This window comes from Curvibacter microcysteis (assembly GCF_028649455.1).
GTDB classification, from domain to species: Bacteria; Pseudomonadota; Gammaproteobacteria; order Burkholderiales; family Burkholderiaceae_C; genus Curvibacter; species Curvibacter microcysteis.
In genome coordinates this window covers 739,907-755,741 of the sequence record NZ_JAQSIO010000001.1, presented here as the reverse complement: position 1 = coordinate 755,741, position 15,835 = coordinate 739,907, and the positions used below count along the sequence as shown (strand labels likewise).

General features: G+C 64.8%; 17 protein-coding genes. 10 read left to right on the top strand and 7 right to left on the bottom strand.

The features are described 5' to 3' along the window. Positions 1-7 precede the first annotated feature (7 nt). The 8 genes from PSQ39_RS03300 (at position 8) to PSQ39_RS03265 (ending at position 7,650) form a co-directional block, all read left to right on the top strand. Complete coding sequence (locus tag PSQ39_RS03300; protein WP_273925621.1) at positions 8-781, top strand: SPOR domain-containing protein; 774 nt, start codon at positions 8-10, stop codon at positions 779-781. A 78-nt stretch (positions 782-859) separates the two neighbouring features. Further along, the gene (locus PSQ39_RS03295; protein WP_273925164.1) at positions 860-1,513 is read left to right on the top strand and encodes a thiol:disulfide interchange protein DsbA/DsbL; all 654 of its coding nucleotides are present in this window, start codon (positions 860-862) and stop codon (positions 1,511-1,513) included. A 110-nt stretch (positions 1,514-1,623) separates the two neighbouring features. Then, positions 1,624-2,265: a lipopolysaccharide transport periplasmic protein LptA gene (lptA, locus tag PSQ39_RS03290; protein ID WP_273925163.1), complete on the top strand. Its 642-nt coding sequence runs from the start codon at positions 1,624-1,626 to the stop codon at positions 2,263-2,265. After that, positions 2,262-3,038 (top strand): LPS export ABC transporter ATP-binding protein, encoded by a 777-nt coding sequence (lptB, locus tag PSQ39_RS03285; protein ID WP_273925162.1) that lies wholly within the window; start codon positions 2,262-2,264, stop codon positions 3,036-3,038. The genes lptA and lptB overlap by 4 nt, the downstream gene beginning before the upstream one ends. 2 nt (positions 3,039-3,040) lie before the next feature. Next, on the top strand, positions 3,041-4,624 hold the full coding sequence (locus PSQ39_RS03280) for an RNA polymerase factor sigma-54 (RefSeq protein WP_273925161.1): 1,584 nt from the start codon (positions 3,041-3,043) through the stop codon (positions 4,622-4,624). A gap of 63 nt (positions 4,625-4,687) precedes the next feature. Beyond that, on the top strand, positions 4,688-5,983 hold the full coding sequence (locus PSQ39_RS03275) for a THUMP domain-containing class I SAM-dependent RNA methyltransferase (protein ID WP_273925160.1): 1,296 nt from the start codon (positions 4,688-4,690) through the stop codon (positions 5,981-5,983). Positions 5,984-6,070: 87 nt separating this feature from the next. Next, entirely contained in the window at positions 6,071-6,502 is a 432-nt protein-coding gene (locus tag PSQ39_RS03270) for a putative toxin-antitoxin system toxin component, PIN family (RefSeq protein WP_273925620.1), read from the top strand. Positions 6,503-6,831: 329 nt separating this feature from the next. Next, a complete protein-coding gene (locus PSQ39_RS03265; protein WP_273925159.1) occupies positions 6,832-7,650 on the top strand; it encodes a Crp/Fnr family transcriptional regulator in 819 nt (272 codons plus the stop codon). Here PSQ39_RS03265 and PSQ39_RS03260 read toward each other — a convergent pair. Beyond that, the gene (locus tag PSQ39_RS03260; RefSeq protein ID WP_273925157.1) at positions 7,638-9,305 is read right to left on the bottom strand and encodes an FMN-binding glutamate synthase family protein; all 1,668 of its coding nucleotides are present in this window, start codon (positions 9,303-9,305) and stop codon (positions 7,638-7,640) included. The genes PSQ39_RS03265 and PSQ39_RS03260 overlap by 13 nt on opposite strands. Positions 9,306-9,481: 176 nt before the next feature. Between PSQ39_RS03260 and PSQ39_RS03255 the strand changes: the two genes are divergently transcribed. Beyond that, entirely contained in the window at positions 9,482-10,336 is an 855-nt protein-coding gene (locus tag PSQ39_RS03255) for a UPF0149 family protein (protein ID WP_273925156.1), read from the top strand. 62 nt (positions 10,337-10,398) lie between these two features. On the opposite strand, the gene PSQ39_RS03250 is transcribed toward PSQ39_RS03255, so the two are convergent. From PSQ39_RS03250 to PSQ39_RS03230, 5 genes are all read right to left on the bottom strand, one after another. Continuing rightward, entirely contained in the window at positions 10,399-11,304 is a 906-nt protein-coding gene (locus tag PSQ39_RS03250; RefSeq protein WP_273925155.1) for an alpha/beta fold hydrolase, read from the bottom strand. A 37-nt stretch (positions 11,305-11,341) separates the two neighbouring features. Then, positions 11,342-11,836, bottom strand: a complete 495-nt coding sequence (locus PSQ39_RS03245) for a nuclear transport factor 2 family protein (RefSeq protein ID WP_273925154.1) — start codon at positions 11,834-11,836, stop codon at positions 11,342-11,344. A gap of 129 nt (positions 11,837-11,965) precedes the next feature. Next, the gene (locus PSQ39_RS03240; protein ID WP_273925153.1) at positions 11,966-12,460 is read right to left on the bottom strand and encodes a CinA family protein; all 495 of its coding nucleotides are present in this window, start codon (positions 12,458-12,460) and stop codon (positions 11,966-11,968) included. Further along, the gene (locus PSQ39_RS03235; protein WP_273925152.1) at positions 12,457-13,017 is read right to left on the bottom strand and encodes a phosphatidylglycerophosphatase A family protein; all 561 of its coding nucleotides are present in this window, start codon (positions 13,015-13,017) and stop codon (positions 12,457-12,459) included. The genes PSQ39_RS03240 and PSQ39_RS03235 overlap by 4 nt, the downstream gene beginning before the upstream one ends. Next, positions 13,014-13,937 carry a LysR family transcriptional regulator gene (locus tag PSQ39_RS03230; protein WP_273925151.1) on the bottom strand — a complete coding sequence of 308 codons (924 nt, stop codon included), beginning with the start codon at positions 13,935-13,937 and terminating at the stop codon, positions 13,014-13,016. The genes PSQ39_RS03235 and PSQ39_RS03230 overlap by 4 nt, the downstream gene beginning before the upstream one ends. A 165-nt stretch (positions 13,938-14,102) precedes the next feature. Here PSQ39_RS03230 and PSQ39_RS03225 point away from each other — a divergent pair, with 165 nt between their 5' ends. Further along, on the top strand, positions 14,103-14,510 hold the full coding sequence (locus tag PSQ39_RS03225) for a tautomerase family protein (RefSeq protein WP_273925149.1): 408 nt from the start codon (positions 14,103-14,105) through the stop codon (positions 14,508-14,510). Here PSQ39_RS03225 and thiL read toward each other — a convergent pair. Beyond that, positions 14,503-15,477: a thiamine-phosphate kinase gene (gene thiL / locus PSQ39_RS03220; protein WP_273925148.1), complete on the bottom strand. Its 975-nt coding sequence runs from the start codon at positions 15,475-15,477 to the stop codon at positions 14,503-14,505. The two genes, PSQ39_RS03225 and thiL, sit on opposite strands and share 8 nt — an antisense overlap. Positions 15,478-15,835 lie beyond the last annotated feature (358 nt).

Below are 15,835 nucleotides of genomic sequence, written 5' to 3'. Positions count from 1 at the left end.
CTGACGCATCATGAAAAGACAATTCGGCGGGACCTTCCTCGGTCTGGTGATCGGGGTGGTGTTGGGTTTGGGCGCGGCCTTGGCCGTGGCGGTGTATGTCACCAAGGTACCGGTGCCCTTCCTGAACAAGGGCCAGACCCGCTCGGCCGACCAAGACGCCGCCGAAGCCCGTAAAAACAAGGACTGGGACCCCAACTCCCCGCTGTACGGCAAGAACCCGGTGCGTCCGGGGGCGGCTGGCAGCGTGGGCGGCGACAACGCCCCGGCCGATGCGTCGGCCTCGTCGGACAAATCTGCGGACAAGTCCGCAGACCGCCCCAACAAGGCCAGCGACAAGGCAGAGAAAGCCGATAAGGCGGACAAGGCCTCAGACAAGTCCAGCGAGAAAACCGCGGACAAATCGTCGGACAAGCCCGATGTGAAGCCCGTCACCAAGGGCTCGGACACCAAGCCGGTGTCGGCAGACCCGCTGGGCGATCTGGCGCGCGCCAAGTCGGGTGGATCGACTTCGGGCAGTGCGTCGTCCAGCAGTTCGGGTGTCGACCCCTTCGACTATTACGTGCAAGTGGGCGCCTACCGCACGAATGAGGATGCCGAAGGCCAGAAAGCCAAGTTGGCCATGATGGGCTGGGAAGCCCGCGTGACCGAACGCGAGCAAGCGGGCCGCACCGTGTTCCGCGTGCGCGTGGGGCCGTTTGGCAAGCGTGACGATGCCGATCGCATCAAAGAAAAACTGGAAGGCGCTGGCCTGGACACCACCTTGGTTCGGGTGCAGCGCTGAGGAAGTGGTGCCGGCCACTGAACTTTTTGCCGGCACTCCTTTCTGACGGAGCAGACCCTTTTATGAGAGGCTTTTTTGATGAAACGTCGTGATTTTTCGCTGGCCCTGGCGGCCGGTTCCGCCACCGCCAGCGGCTTGCTGACGGCCCTGCCAGCCCAGGCCCAAACGGCTTTCAAGCCCGGCAAAGACTATGTGGCCCTGAGCAGCCGCGCTCCGGTGGATGCCCCGGCTGACCGCGTGGAAGTGATTGAGTTCTTCTCTTACAACTGCCCGCACTGCGCCCATTTCGAGCCCGAACTCGAAGCCTGGCTCAAGAAGCTGCCCAAGGACGTGTCGTTCCGCCGTGTGCCCGTGCCCTTCCTTGCCGATTTCGAGCCCAAGCAGCGCCTGTACTACGCGCTCGAAGCCATGGGCAAAGTCGACGAGTTGCAATTTAAGGTGTTCAACGCGCTGCACACCGAGCGCCTGAAGGTGATTGGCGACGAGGCCATCATCGACTGGGTGGTCAAGCAAGGCGTGGACAAGGCCAAGTTCCTGGAGTATTTCAAGTCCTTCTCGATCACCGGCAAGGCCACGCGAGCCAAGCAGATCGTCGATGCGTACAAGCTCGATGGCGTGCCCGCCATGGGCATTGCAGGCCGCTACATCACCGACGGCACCATGGCCGGCAGCATGACCCGCGCCCTGCAAATCACCGACGCCCTGATCGCTGAGGCCCGCAAGAGCCGCTGAGGCTCCCGCGCCCGCTGACCCCGAAAGCCCGCCTTGTGCGGGCTTTTTCTTGGCCGCAGGGGCGATCCTGAGGCACAGCCCGGTACAATCGTTTGCAAGAAACGTGCCTTATGAAACCTGCATTCCTCCCCTCTTTGCTGCTGATCCTGGCCTGCCTGGCTGCGCCCATGGCCTGGGCTGAACGCGCAGACCGTGGCAAGCCCATGAACATCGAGTCGGACAACCTGCGTCATGACGACCTCAAGCAAGTCAGCGTGTTCACGGGGCGGGTCATCATGACCAAGGGCACCATCGTGATCCGCGGCGCGCGCCTGGATGTGCGCCAAGACGCCGAGGGCTACCAGTACGGCGTGGTGTTCGCTGAGCCTGGTCAGCGCGCCTTTTACCGGCAAAAGCGCGATGGCGGCGAGGAATACATCGAAGGCGAAGGCGAGACCATTGAATACGATGGCCGCGCCGACAACGTCAAATTCATCAAGCGTGGCGAATTGCGTCGCTACCGTGGCAACACCCTCAACGACCAGGTCACGGGTGATGTGATCGTTTACGACAACGTCACCGACGTGTTCACGGTCGATGGCATCAAGCAGGCCCGCAACGTGGTGCCCAGCCCAGCCGCCCCCGGCGAGCGGGTGCGTGCCATGCTGTCGCCGCGGGGCCCGGCTGCCGATGCGGCGGCGCCCCCGGTCGACGCCGGTGGGCCTCGGCCTGTGCTGCGGTCGACCAACGGCATGGAGGGCTCCAAGCCTTGAACGCTCCTGTCGTGAACGCGCCTGAGGCTGCTGTCAGCCGCCTGGAAGCGCGCCACCTGCGCAAGGCCTATGGCAGCCGCAAGGTGGTCAAAGACGTGTCCTTGTCCGTGAACAAGGGCGAAGTCGTGGGTTTGCTGGGCCCCAACGGTGCGGGCAAGACCACTTCGTTTTACATGATCGTCGGGCTGGTGCGTTCTGACGCGGGCGAGATCCTCATGGACGGCCAACAGGTGGGCCACATGCCCATCCACCGCCGTTCTCGCCTGGGCCTGAGCTACCTGCCCCAAGAGGCTTCGATCTTCCGCAAGCTCACCGTGGCCGAAAACGTGCAGGCTGTGTTGGAGTTGCAGCAGGACGAGTCGGGCGCGCCCTTGAGCAAAGCCGCTATTGCGGAGCGCCTGGAGGCCTTGCTGCAGGACCTGCGTGTGGACCACCTGCGTGACTCGCCGGCTCTGGCTTTGTCCGGCGGTGAACGGCGGCGGGTCGAGATCGCCCGCGCCCTGGCGACGCAGCCGCGCTTCATCTTGTTGGATGAGCCCTTTGCCGGCATCGACCCCATCGCGGTGATCGAAATCCAGCGCATCGTCGGCTTTCTCAAGTCGCGCGGCATCGGTGTCTTGATCACCGACCACAACGTGCGCGAGACGCTGGGCATTTGCGACCACGCGTTCATCATCAGCGATGGCCATGTGCTGGCCAAAGGCACCCCGTCCGAGATCGTGGAGAACGCCGATGTTCGGCGCGTCTACCTCGGTGAGCATTTCCGAATGTGAGCATGAAACAGGGCCTTTCCTTACGCGTTTCGCAGCATCTGGCGCTCACGCCGCAATTGCAGCAATCGATCCGGCTGCTGCAGCTGTCCACCCTGGAATTGAGCCAGGAAGTCGAGCAGATGCTCGACGAAAACCCATTCCTTGAGCTCAGCAGCGAAGAAGCTGCGCGCGAGGAATTCGGCCTGACCCAGGCCGACACCCCCGCGCGCGACGAAGAGACCAGCTTTGAAGAGTCCGCCGCCGTTCTGCCCAAAGACAGCCTCACCCCGAGCGAAAGTCCCACCAGCAGCGAAGCCGAGGTGTCCTCCAGCGTGGGCGACGACGATCCGAGCTGGGAGGGGGATGGCCAGGTCGATTTGGCGCCCGATGACAGCGAATGGGGCAGCGATGCGCCCCCCAGCCGCAATAACCTCGGTGAAGACGGAGAGGTGGACGCCACCGAGCTGGCCCGCAGCCAGGAGTCCCTGCAGCAGTTCCTGCACCGCCAGGCCTTGGCGCTGCGCTTGTCTGTCGAAGACTCAGCGGCGCTGCGCTTCCTGATTGAATCGCTCAATGACGACGGTTACCTGGAAGACCCGCTCGAGGAGTTGGCCCGCGGCTTGGCTGGCGACGACGAGGAGCAGGTCGAAGAGCTGGTACATCACTTCACCGTGGCCTTGCGGCTGCTGCAAACCCTGGAGCCTGTGGGGGTGGGGGCGCGCGATCTGCGTGAATGCCTGAGTTTGCAATTGCGACAGTTGCGGCAAGATGATGGCGGTATCGATGGCATTGGTCCTGAAATCCTGGAGGTTGCGCTCAAATTGTGTGTGCAGCCCCTGGAGCTGGTGGCGCGCCGAGACGTCAAGCGCCTGCAGCAGCTTTGTGCCGAGAGTGATGAGCGCATCCGCGCCGCCCTGACCCTTCTGACCCGCCTGGAACCCAAGCCAGGGCGACGTTTTGTCGATGTGGAGCGCAACATCATCGTGCCCGACGTCATCGTCACCAAGGTGGGGCGGGGTCCCCAGGTGCGCTTCCGGGTTCAACTCAACACCGAGGTCATGCCGCGCCTGAAAGTGCATGACATCTATGCCAGCGCCCTGCGCGCCCACAAGGGCGAAGGCCACGCCGCACTGCAGCAGCGACTGCAAGAGGCTCGTTGGTTCATCAAGAACATACAGCAGCGTTTTGACACCATCTTGCGCGTATCCAACGCCATCGTGGAGCGACAAAAGAACTTCTTCGTCCACGGTGAGCTGGCCATGCGGCCCTTGGTGCTGCGTGAAATTGCCGATGAACTGGGTCTGCACGAGTCCACCATCAGCCGCGTCACCACCGCCAAGTACATGGGCACGCCGTTTGGCACTTTCGAGTTGAAGTATTTCTTCGGCTCCGCGCTGGGCACTGAAACCGGCGGGAATGCCTCCAGCACGGCAGTGCGCGCCTTGATCAAGCAGTTCGTGGCCTCGGAAAGCAGCAAGAAGCCCTTGTCTGACAACCAGATTTCGGAAATGCTCAAGGAACAGGGCATTGAATGTGCGCGCCGCACCGTGGCGAAATACCGCGAGGCCTTGCGCATCGCCCCCGCCAACCTGAGAAAAGCCCTCTGAACTTGCCCGTTCTGCGGGCCGGGGCTGTGGCTCCGGCTTGTGGTTCGCGCGGGAGTGAATACCGTGAATCAATTGCAACTGTTTATGCCCTGCGCCGCCGGCGTGGAAGGCTTTTTGGCCGATGAGGTGCACCGCATCACCGGCCTGACCGGGCAAGACCTGCTCACCGGGCGCGGTGGCGTCCTGGCCCGGGCCTCTTGGCGAGATGCCATGAAGCTCAACCTGCACAGCCGCCTGACCCAACGCGTGCTGGTGCAGCTCTCGCACACGCCTTACCGCAGCGAGCGTGACCTGTACGAGGCCGCCAGCCAGGTCGCCTGGGAAATCTGGTTCACGACCAAGCAAAGCTTCAAGGTCGAGATCACCGCCCAGCACAGCCCGCTGACCAGTCTCAATTTCGCGGCCTTGAAGGTCAAGGACGCGATCGCTGATCGCTTTCGTCACAAGACCGGTGTTCGCCCTGATGTGAACACCCAGTGGCCCGATGTGCGAATTTACGTGCACTTGACCACCGATACAGCCACGCTCTATATCGACACTTCGGGTGAGCCCCTGTTCAAGCGAGGCTGGCGTGAGGACAAGGGCGATGCCCCGCTGAAGGAGACCCTGGCGGCTGCCATGATCGCCGCCAGTGGCTGGGACCCGCTGGGCGACCAGCCTTTGCCCTTGTACGACCCCTGCTGCGGCAGCGGCACCATCGCCATCGAGGCCGCGCAAATGGCCTGCAACATGGCGGCTGGCGCCCAGCGTCGATTTGCCTTTGAAAAGTTGCTGCCTTTCCAGGGTCACGTCTGGGACGTGCTCTTGCAACAAGCGCAGGCCGAGGAGCGTGCCCCCACCGTGCCGATTTTTGGTAGCGACGTGGCCTTCCGCATGGTTGACTTTGCCCAGCGCAATGCCGAGCGCGCAGGTGTTGCCCACGCCGTGCAACTGCGCGGCGGCGACGCCTTGCAGCGCATGCCGCCTTGCGACGGATCGGGTGTCATGCTGCTCAACCCGCCCTATGGCGAGCGCATCGAGGCCGCAGGCGTGGCCGGGCGCCGAGCCCAGGATCGAGGCGACACCTCGCTGGAGCGTGGCCCGCGCCAAGGCCGTGAGACGGCGCAGACCGAGGACGGCGGCGAGTTTTTTTCGCAACTGGCCAGCCACTGGAAGAAGAATTACGCAGGCTGGCAGGCCTGGATGTTGACCCCTGACCTCAAGCTGCCCAGCCTGATGCGTTTGAAAGAATCACGCCGCGTGCCCATGTGGAACGGCCCCATCGAGTGCCGCCTGTTCCGCTTTGACATGGTTCAGGGGCGGGTGCGTGACAAGGCCCCGGTCGCTGCGGGCGACAAACCGGCGTCTGCACAAGGCTGACGCGTGAACGCGCATCACACAGACACGGGACCGGCGGCGCCCCCTCCGGAGGCCCCATCTGCGCACCTGCCGCTCCAGTCGGCCCGGCTGACCCCGGTCACGGTGGTCATCGACACCAATGTGGTGCTCGACACCTTTGTCTTTGCGGACCCCACCTCGCGGCCCTTGCGCCAAGGGCTGGAGGCGGGGCGTTACCGCTGGGTCGCCACGGCGGCCATGCGGGATGAATTGCAGCGCGTTCTGGCCTACCCGCAAATCGTGCGCCGACTGGCTTTTTACGGCCTGACCGCCGAGTTTGTGTTGGCGTCTTTCGACCGCCATGTGGCCTGCGTTCCCGAGGCGGACAAAGCCCCCTGGACCTGCAAAGACCCCGATGACCAGAAGTTCATCGATTTGGCCGTTGCCTACCCAGGCTACCTGCTGAGCAAGGACCAAGCCGTCCTTTGCATGCAAAAACGTTTGGCCAGCGCCCAGGTGCATGTCCAGCGGCATCTGCTGCCAGAAACACCGTTGGTCTAAGTTCGCTACCTCAGGTCGCAAAGCGACGCACCTTCAGACACTTTTTACGTCTTGTTTGTGCAAAAGTGAACCGTCAAAAAAAGGGGGGGCCGCCCCCTCCAACATGATTTAAAGCCAAAGCGGCGTTCGCAGGGATGCAGAACGCATTGGGGGGTCATCACCGCCCATGCTGTCGACCATGGGGGGCGACAGTCCGCTTACCTCAGATTGGTCCAGCCAAGGCTTTTGCATGAAACCAACGACACCTGCGCGGCATAGCGCGCCACCACGTCCTTTTGAAACCAGGTCCCACATCAGACGGCCACGGTGGCCAGGTCAGGTGGTGAACCATGTTTGAGGTGACCCAACGCGTTCATGACTTCACTTTACAGGTCTATTCCTCCATGGGGGTGGGGACGGCCTTGGCCTATGAGGCCGGGAAGCAGAGCCGTGTCATTTCCCGCAAGGCCGGCGATTTGATTTGGCGCACTGGCGCTCCCATCACCCACTGGCATCACATCATTGACGGTATCGTGGCCGAGCAGGTGACCATGGACCAGGGGCTCAGCTACCCCTTGGCCTTGCACGGCCGGGGCAGCTCCTTTGCCAAACACGATTTGCTCGGTGACGGCCGCGCCCAGGTCGACTACCTGGCGGTCACCGATGTGGAGCTGCTGACCTTGCCAGCCCATGCTTATTTGGCTTTGTTGCGCAGTGACTCCGGATTCGCCCAGCATTTGGTCACCTTGCTGTCGGCCGAGATTCGTCAGCAGAACAACCATTTGATCGTCAACAAATGCAGCAACTCTGCTTTGCGGGTGATTGGGGGGCTGGCTTTGTGTGCCGAGGGGTTGTGCAACCCCGTGTCTGGCGGGGCGCCTCACTTCATGCGGGCCAACAGCTTGCTGCTGCCTCTGTCGCAGCAGATGATTGCCCGCTTGTGCGGGGTGTCGCGCACCTTGTTCTCCGAGTACATCGGCCAGTTGGAGCGGGGCAACTGGGTGCGCTTGCAATACCGAGGTGTGGAGCTGCAACAGCTCGACGCCTGGCGCGGCCTGTTCCTGCGCTTGCACAGCCAACAGGTCTGGCGCCGCAACCCCTCGGTCAATGCCTTGCTTGGGTTGTTGAGCGACTGCGCCGAAGCGGCCAATGCCCCTTACGCAGCCTGAGTGGAGGGGGCCGCCCCGGCGGCCGCGTCGGTGGGTGCGGGCAGGGCCGCAAAACTGTGGGGGTTGGCCAGCGGCCAGTAGTCACGGAAGACGCGGCTGAGGCCATCCACAGGCCCCAGCAGGGCGCCTGCAGGCAGGTCCAACACCAGCTGACTCAAGGGGCGGACCTCGGTGTCCGAGACCCGGCGCACGATGTGGTGGGTGCTGATGTCGCGTGGGTGCTGCAGGCCTGCGGCCTGCACGAGCTCCTGCAGCGCATGCAAGGTGCTGTTGTGGAAGTTCTTCACCCGGGTGGCCTTGTCGGGCACCACCAGAGCCTGCTGGCGAATCGGGTCCTGGGTGGCGACGCCGGTCGGGCAGTTGCCGCTGTGGCAGGTCTGGGCTTGCAGGCAGCCCAAGGCCATCATGAAGCCGCGCGCCGAGTTGCACCAATCGGCGCCCAAGGCCATCAAGCGCGCCACGTCAAAGGCGGTGACCACCTTGCCCGCGCAGCCCAGGTGGATGCGGTCGCGCAGGTTCACGCCTTTGAGCGTGTTGTGCACGAGCAGCAGCCCCTCCTGCAGGGGCGTGCCGACATGGTCGCTGAACTCGACGGGCGCCGCGCCGGTGCCGCCTTCGGCGCCATCGACCACGATGAAATCGGGCGTGATGCCTGTCACCTGCATGGCCTTGACCATGGCAAACCACTCCCAGGGGTGGCCGATGCACAGCTTGAAGCCGGTGGGTTTGCCGCCGCTGAGTTCGCGCAAGCGGGCCAGAAACTGCATCATTTCGACGGGCGTGGAGAAGGCCGAGTGAGCGGCTGGCGACACACAGCTTTCCCCCACGGGCACACCGCGTGCCGCAGCGATTTCAGGGGTGACCTTGGGGCCGGGCAGCACCCCGCCGTGTCCGGGCTTGGCGCCTTGGCTCATCTTGAGCTCGATCATCTTGACCTGCGGGTCGCGCGCGTTCTCGCTGAAGCGCTCGGCGTTGAAGCTGCCGTCGGGGTTGCGACAGCCAAAGTAGCCCGAGCCAATTTCCCAGATCAGGTCGCCGCCGTGCACCCGGTGGTGTTGCGAGATCGACCCCTCGCCGGTGTCGTGGGCGAAACCGCCCAGTCGCGCGCCCTGGTTCAGCGCCAAGATGGCATTGGCCGACAGCGCGCCAAAGCTCATGGCGGAGATGTTGAACACACTGGCGCTGTAGGGCTGGGCCGTGTCTGGTCCGATGGTGATGCGAAAGTCATGCGACGCCAGCGTGGTGGGCGCCACCGAATGGTTGATCCATTCATAGCCATGCTGGCCCACATCGAGCAAGGTGCCGAAAGGGCGGTTGTCGGGCTCGCTTTTCGCACGTTGGTAGACCAAGGATCGCTGTGCCCGCGAGAAAGGTGCCGCCTCGCTGTCACTCTCGATGAAGTATTGGCGGATTTCCGGACGGATGTACTCCAGCAAGAAGCGCAAGTGACCGATGACCGGGTAATTCCGCAAGACCGAGTGCTGGGTTTGCCGCAAGTCATACAAGCCCAACACCACCAGTGCCGCCAACACCAGGGCCAAGCCCCCGCCTTGGCCAAAGCCGACCCACGTGAACAGGCTCAACATGAGGCCGAAGACGCACAGACCCAGGGCGGTGTATCGCACCGGGTAGATGGCATTGAGCTGCTTCAACATAGCTTCTCCTGAACGAGGACGGGGTTGGGCATGGCTTGGGCGGTTCAGGCCCGGTAAACTGCGGCACCGTGGCGGCAGGCCGCGAGCGCTGGCACTGCGCCCCATCATAGGGGCTGGCGGGCCTCCACTCTGCCGCAGACTCCACCCCCTATTGAAGCGCAACAGCGCTGTCCACCATGTCCGAATTGACCCCTGTTGACACCCCAGAAGCCGAAGAGTCGGCGGTTTACCCTGTGCCTGGCGAGCGCCTGCCGCCCCCGGCCTACGACGAACTGGACGCCATCCTGGACGACCTGCGCAGCCGCGAAGAAGAAATCCCCCAGTGGGAGTTCTGTGAAGGCTTCATGGCCGCCGTGATCTGCAACCGCCGCCCTCTGTCGCCCGCCGAGTACCTGCCCATGTTGTTGGGTGACGGCATCACTGCCGAAGAGACCGATGCCGACGGCATCCCCGCCTTGCCCGCGTTTGCCGATGCCGCTCAGCAAGCGCGCTTCATCAGCCTGTGGCAAGCCCGCTGGAACGAAGTGCAGACCGCTTTGGACACCAAGGTCGACAACCTGGGCGACGAGCGCTGCTACGAGCCTGAGGTGATGGACATGCGTGGCGCCATTGCCACCCTGAGCGAAGAAGAACTGGCCGAGATGGGCGACCAAGAAGTCCCTTCGTTTGGCCAGATCTGGGCCTTGGGCTTCATGTTCGCCGTGGAAAACTGGCCCGAGGATTGGGCTGCTCCGCGCGACAAGGAAGCCGCCGAGTGGCTGGACGATGCCCTGACCCGCATCGTCACCTTGACCGAGGACGACACCGGCAAGCCAGAGCTGTCGATGTTCTCCGAAGACGGCCCGCCCAGCCTGAGCCAAGCCCGACTGGATGCATTTGGTGACGCCATCTGGGCGGTCTACGACCTGCGTCAACTCTGGAAGAGCTTCGGCCCGCGCGTGGAAACCCTGCGCAAGGAAGCCGAACCCGGTCGCAACGACCCCTGCCCCTGCGGCAGTGGCAAGAAGTACAAGAAATGCCACGGCGCTTGATGCGCGCCTGGGCCTTGAATTGAGACACCAGAAAACGGCGCCCCAGGGCGCCGTTGTTGTTGTCAGGGCTGGAAGAAATCGAGCAGCGTCTGGGCGGTGAGCGCGTGCTTTTCTTCAGGAATGAAGTGCCCCGCCGCGACCGCCTGGCCGGTGACCGTGCCCGCGCACTGGGCCTGCCACAGGGCCAGCGGCTGGAACAGGCGGTTCACCACGCCACGCTCGCCCCACAGCACATGCAGGTCGCAGGCGATGCGTTCGCCGCGCGCGCGGCTGGCGCGGTCGTGCTCCAGGTCGATGCCAGCGCTGGCGCGGTAGTCCTCGCAGGCCCCGTGAAGGGACTCGGGCTGGCCAAAGCAGCGCTCGTACTCGGCCAGTGCCTCGGGCTCGATCCAGTCCAGGCCCTGGCTGCCCCAGCCACCCAGGGCGCTGTGCAGCCAGTCGCGCGCCATGGCTGGCGTGCTGCCGATCAGGCGCTCGGGCAAGGGGCTGGGCTGGATCAGGAAGAACCAGTGGTAGTAAGCCCGCGCAAAGGCCATGTCCGTGGCCTCGTACATGTCCAACGTGGGGGCAATGTCGATCAGGCACAGCTTTCGCACGCGCTGCGGGTGGTCCAGGGCCAGCCGGTGTGCCACGCGACCGCCTCGGTCGTGGCCACAGACCTGGAACTGGGGCAAGCCCAGGGCGTCCATGACGTCGACCAGGTCCTGGGCCAGCGCGCGCTTGCTGTAGTTGGCGTGGTCGGCTTCCCCCACGGGTTTGGAGGAGTCACCATAACCCCGCAGGTCGGGCATCACCAGGTGGAAGTGCGGGGCCAGTTGCTGAGCCACGCGGTGCCAAATGGCATGGGTCTGAGGAAAGCCGTGCACCAACAGCAGGGCCGGGCCTTGGCGGTTGCCGCCCTGGCGCAGGTGAATCTCGGCGCCCCGGGTGCGGATGCGTTGCTCTTCAAAGCCTTGGAACCAGGTCATGGTGCGTCCTTCAAACAAGAGGCGTCAGGGCGGGGGCTCAGGCGGGGGGAAGGGCCAGGAATTTGCGCAGGTTGCCGGCAGCGGTGCTGCGCACCTTGCGCTTGAGCGAGGGCGACCAGCCCAACAGCAGGCCGGGCAGGCCCAGGGCCTGGCGAGACCAGCGCCAGAAGCTGAAACGGTCGCGGTGGCGCAGGATCAGCCCCGCCTCGTTGAAGGTGAATTCAGCGTCGATGATGTTGTGCACGCGCCGGCCGGTGGCGCTGAAGGTGTAATGCGCTTCCCAATGGGCGCGGCCTTGTGAGCCTTCGGCCTGCAGATCGCGGAACTCCAGCTTCCAGTTCGCGGCCCCGCTTTTGCGGGTGGCCGAACAGAGCATGCGCCACATGCCGGCCACCTCGTCGCGACCGCGCAGAGAAAAGGCTTCGTCATCGAACTGGGCGTCGGCGGCATAGCACTCGGCCATGGTGGCGTGGTCCAGTTGGCTGAAAGCGGTGTAGAAGCGTTGAAGGGTGTCGCTGGGGCGCTGGGGCATGCGGGCTCCAAAAGAAAGAAGAGACTGACTCAATGGCGCCAGATGCTACACCGGCTGGTTGTACGGGGCTGTCGCCTGCAGGGCGGTCAGCGGCCCAGAAGGACTGAGGTGGGCGGGGCGTCTGGCGCTTCAGGCCTGGCCAGCCAGGTCCAGCAGGCGCTGCAAGGCGTGGGCCACGGTGGCGGCGCGCACGGCAGCGCGGTCGCCCTCAAAGTGCCGCATTTCGCTGTGCACAGCAATCGGAGCGCCGGGGCCACCGCGGCGTTGGCCAAAGCCAAACCAGACCGTGCCCACGGGCTTGGCCGCGCTGCCGCCGCCTGGCCCGGCCACGCCGGTGACTGCCACACTCAGTTGGGCTGGTGCGTGGCGCAGCGCGCCTTCGGCCATGGCGCGGGCCACCGCCTCGCTGACGGCGCCGTGGCGCTCGATCAGCTCGGCGGGCACGCCCAGGGACTCGGTTTTGGCGGCGTTGGAGTAAGTGACAAAGCCGCGCTCAAACCAGTCGCTTGAGCCCGCCAGATCGGTGCAGGTGGCCGCGATCAGGCCGCCAGTGCAGCTCTCGGCAGTGACCAGTTTCCACTGCTGCTGGCGCAGCAAGTCAGCCAAAGCGGTGCAGGAACTCATGCGAAAAACCTCCACAAGGCGATGAGCAGCAGGGTGCAGAAGGCGGCCACCAGGTCGTCGAACAGAATGCCAAAGCCGCCCTTGGGGCCAAAGCCATGCCACAAATTGTCGGCCCAGCCCACCGGGCCCGGCTTGACCGCATCAAAGAAGCGAAACAGCGCGAAAGCCACCAGTTGGCCGCTCAGGCTGGCCGGCGTGATCAGCCACAACACGGCCCAGAAGGCGACCACCTCGTCCCAGACGATGTTGCCCGGGTCCAGGGTGTTGAGGTGGCGTGCTGTGACGGTGCAGGCCCACCAGCCCACCAGGGTGGAGGCCAGCAGCAGCGCGCCGATCTCGCCCGGGCTGAGCCAGCGCTGCAGCAAGCCAAACGCCGCCCAGGCCCACAGCGTGCCCGCGGTGCCTGGTGCCACCGGGCTGAGCCCGGAACCAAAGCCCATGGCGATCACATGGGCCGGGTGCGACCACATGAAGCGGGCGCTTGGGCGCACGCGGGGGCGGGGCAGGGGCGGGTTGGCGCTGGCCAGGGTCGGTTCAGGCGGGAGGCTGGTGTTCATGGGGCGGGCGAGGTGGCATGGGGCTGCATCTGCTGGAACCATTCGCTCCAATAGTCGATGCAGGCCTGGATTTTGGGCAAGCGGTGGCGCTGCGGCATCAGCATGGCGTAGATCGGGAAGTGCTGCACATCGACCCAGTCCTCCAGCACCGGCTGCAGCCGGCCCTGGGCCACCAGGGGAGCGGCGATCAAGGTGTTGCAGCGGCAAATGCCCAGGTCGTGCAGCACCATGGTCATCATGATGCCGGTGGAATTGGCCCGGTAGTGGCCTTGCACCGGCAACTCGGTGGCTTGGCCGTCGATGATGAAAGGCCAGCGGTTCAGGTGCATGGCCGCGCTGTTGGTGATCAGGCGGTGCGCGGCCAGTTCGTCAGGGTGCTGGGGCCGGCCAAAACGCGCCAGGTAGCTGGGGCTGGCGTAGAGGGCGCGGCCGTGGTGGCCGATTTCTCGCGCCACCATGGATTCGCTGTGCGGTGCACCCGTGCGCAAGGTGATGTCCACGCCTTCTTGGGCCATGTCGATCAGGCGGTCGTCCGAGTGCAGCTCGATCTGCAGGCGCGGGTGGCGCGCCGACAGGCCGACCAGGCTGGGCACGATGATGAAGTGGCCCAGGGCAGGGCTGACCGCCACCTGCACGCTGCCACTGACCTCGCGGGTCTGGCTGGCGAATTCAGCCTCCAGTTCTTCCAGCGTGCCGGTGATGCGCTGGCAGTAGCCCAAAAAAGTCTGGCCCTCGTCGGTCAGTGACAGGCCCTGGGTGGAGCGCAGGACCAGTCGCACGCCGCATTGCTTTTCAATGCGGCTGAGCGAGCGGGAGATCTGGCTCACCGGCACCTGGCGCTCGCGCGCCACCGCCGACAGCGTGCCGCGGGTGGCCACGCGCACGAACAAAGCCATGTCATCAAAGTCGAGGTCTTTCACCCGCCCGATGTTAGCGGTCTGGCGGGCTGGGCGGACCCACGCAGGGCGTCGAAGGGTTTTGCAGCGCCTGCAAAACGGGTTTGCTGTGCGTGCTGTTTCGCGCGGTGGGACTTGTGCCTACAGTGGCCGCAGATAAAAAAGGCCTTGCGCCTACCCAGGAGACCCATGCCCAGCCTGCACCTCAAAGTCGCCCCACTGCAAAACCCCGAGCGCTACCGCAGCCTGGCGCGGGCCTTGACCGAGCTCAGCGCCCGTGTGCTGCAGTTGCCGGCCGAGACGGTGGTGGTGTTGATCGACGACCTGCCCGCCGCCCGCTGGTATGTGGGGGGCGAAGCCGTTGAGCGCCCGACGGCGCAGCTCGACATCACCTTGAACCAGGGCAGCAGCAGCCCGGCCCAGCGTGCCGACTTCATTGAACAGGCTTTCCAGGAGTTGCAGCGCCAGCTGGCCTATGGCGGCCCCTTGGAGCGCATGAGCCATGTGCTGGTGCATGAATTGCCGCCCAGCCATTGGGGCGCTGGGGGGCACACGGAGGTCGAAAGTCCGCGCGCGTCCCAGCCAGCGCTCACTTGAAGTGATCGAAAGCCTGGTCCTGGCGTTGCAGCAGTCGGCCTTGTGCGTCGCGCAGCCGCAGGCCGGGCTCGGCTTCGATGCGGCCAATGCGGGTCACCGGGGTCTGGCTGTGCGCACTGGCGGCTTGCACCGCCTCGCGGGCGTTGGCGGGGGCGGTGAAGACCAACTCATAGTCATCCCCACCGGCCAGCACGAAGCCCAGGGCCTGGTCCGCGTCCAGTGCGTGGCGGGCGGCGATCAGGCCCAGCGCGGCGTCTGTGTCGATGCAGGCCCCAACCCCGGAGCGGCGCAGGATGTGGCCCAGGTCTCCGATCAGGCCATCGCTCACGTCGGCGGCGGCGCTGGCCACCCCGCGCAGGGCCTGGCCCAGGGCGACGCGGGGGCTGGGGGTTTCCATGCGCGCGCGCGCTGCTTCAAACACCTCGGCCGGGACGCTCAGCTGGCCTCGGAACACTTCCAGCGCCAGGCGGGCGTCGCCCAATTGACCGCTCACATACAGGTCGTCACCGACTTGGGCCCCGCTGCGCAGCAGAGCCTGGCTGCGTCCACCTTGCAATGGCACCTCACCAAACACCGTGATGCACAGGTTCAGCGGGCCTTGGGTGGTGTCGCCGCCAATCAACTCGCAGCCATGGGCGTCGGCCAGGGCCAGCAGACCGCGTGAAAAAGGTTCCAGCCACTGTGCGTCAGCGCGCGGCAGGGCCAGCGCCAGGGTGAAGGCCACCGGCGTGGCACCGCAGGCGGCCAGGTCGCTGAGGTTCACGGCCAGGGCCTTGTGGCCCAGGCGCTCGGGCGCGACGGTGCTCAAAAAGTGCCGGCCTTCCACCAGCATGTCGCTGGAGATGGCCAGAGCGGTCCCGGGAGAGGGCTGAACCAGGGCGCAATCGTCACCAACCCCCAGCAGGGTGGGGCCCCCGGGACGGGGCGGGCGTGTGAAAAAACGTGCGATCAGGTCAAACTCACCCATGGGGATTCCTCTTGAGGGCCCAAGCATAAGGGCTGCCGCACACGGGGCGAGGCGCGCAGCCTGTGACGGATCGCTCTTGGGCGCTCAGACCCGGGGTTGGGGGCTTATCCCTCATTTGTGGGATGGTCATCAGGGGGAATATTTTTTAACATTCGGCCCATGCTTGCGTATCAGGCTACCCGTCAAAAGGGGCTTCTGCGCCAAGCAACCGTGTTAGCTGTCACACAAGACGACGTTGGTATGCGGCTTTGCCGCCAGGGAAATAAGAAGAGATCCAGGGTCAACAAGGCGCGTCTCCCATGTTCTTGAGATGAGCAAAGGGATGGGAGGCGTGGGAGACGCGTCCTTTTTGAGTCCT

Excerpts from the sequence above, each read along its gene's own strand:
- PSQ39_RS03280 (WP_273925161.1), top strand. The coding sequence starts at position 3,041 with ATGAAACAGGGCCTTTCCTTACGCGTTTCGCAGCATCTGGCGCTCACG.
- PSQ39_RS03245 (WP_273925154.1), bottom strand. The coding sequence starts at position 11,836 with ATGCCCCAGCGCCCCAGCGACACCCTTCAACGCTTCTACACCGCTTTC.
- lptA (WP_273925163.1), top strand. The coding sequence starts at position 1,624 with ATGAAACCTGCATTCCTCCCCTCTTTGCTGCTGATCCTGGCCTGCCTG.
- PSQ39_RS03235 (WP_273925152.1), bottom strand. The coding sequence starts at position 13,017 with ATGAACACCAGCCTCCCGCCTGAACCGACCCTGGCCAGCGCCAACCCG.
- PSQ39_RS03225 (WP_273925149.1), top strand. The coding sequence starts at position 14,103 with ATGCCCAGCCTGCACCTCAAAGTCGCCCCACTGCAAAACCCCGAGCGC.
- PSQ39_RS03265 (WP_273925159.1), top strand. The coding sequence starts at position 6,832 with ATGTTTGAGGTGACCCAACGCGTTCATGACTTCACTTTACAGGTCTAT.
- PSQ39_RS03255 (WP_273925156.1), top strand. The coding sequence starts at position 9,482 with ATGTCCGAATTGACCCCTGTTGACACCCCAGAAGCCGAAGAGTCGGCG.
- PSQ39_RS03250 (WP_273925155.1), bottom strand. The coding sequence starts at position 11,304 with ATGACCTGGTTCCAAGGCTTTGAAGAGCAACGCATCCGCACCCGGGGC.
- PSQ39_RS03260 (WP_273925157.1), bottom strand. The coding sequence starts at position 9,305 with ATGTTGAAGCAGCTCAATGCCATCTACCCGGTGCGATACACCGCCCTG.
- thiL (WP_273925148.1), bottom strand. The coding sequence starts at position 15,477 with ATGGGTGAGTTTGACCTGATCGCACGTTTTTTCACACGCCCGCCCCGT.
- PSQ39_RS03295 (WP_273925164.1), top strand. The coding sequence starts at position 860 with ATGAAACGTCGTGATTTTTCGCTGGCCCTGGCGGCCGGTTCCGCCACC.
- PSQ39_RS03240 (WP_273925153.1), bottom strand. The coding sequence starts at position 12,460 with ATGAGTTCCTGCACCGCTTTGGCTGACTTGCTGCGCCAGCAGCAGTGG.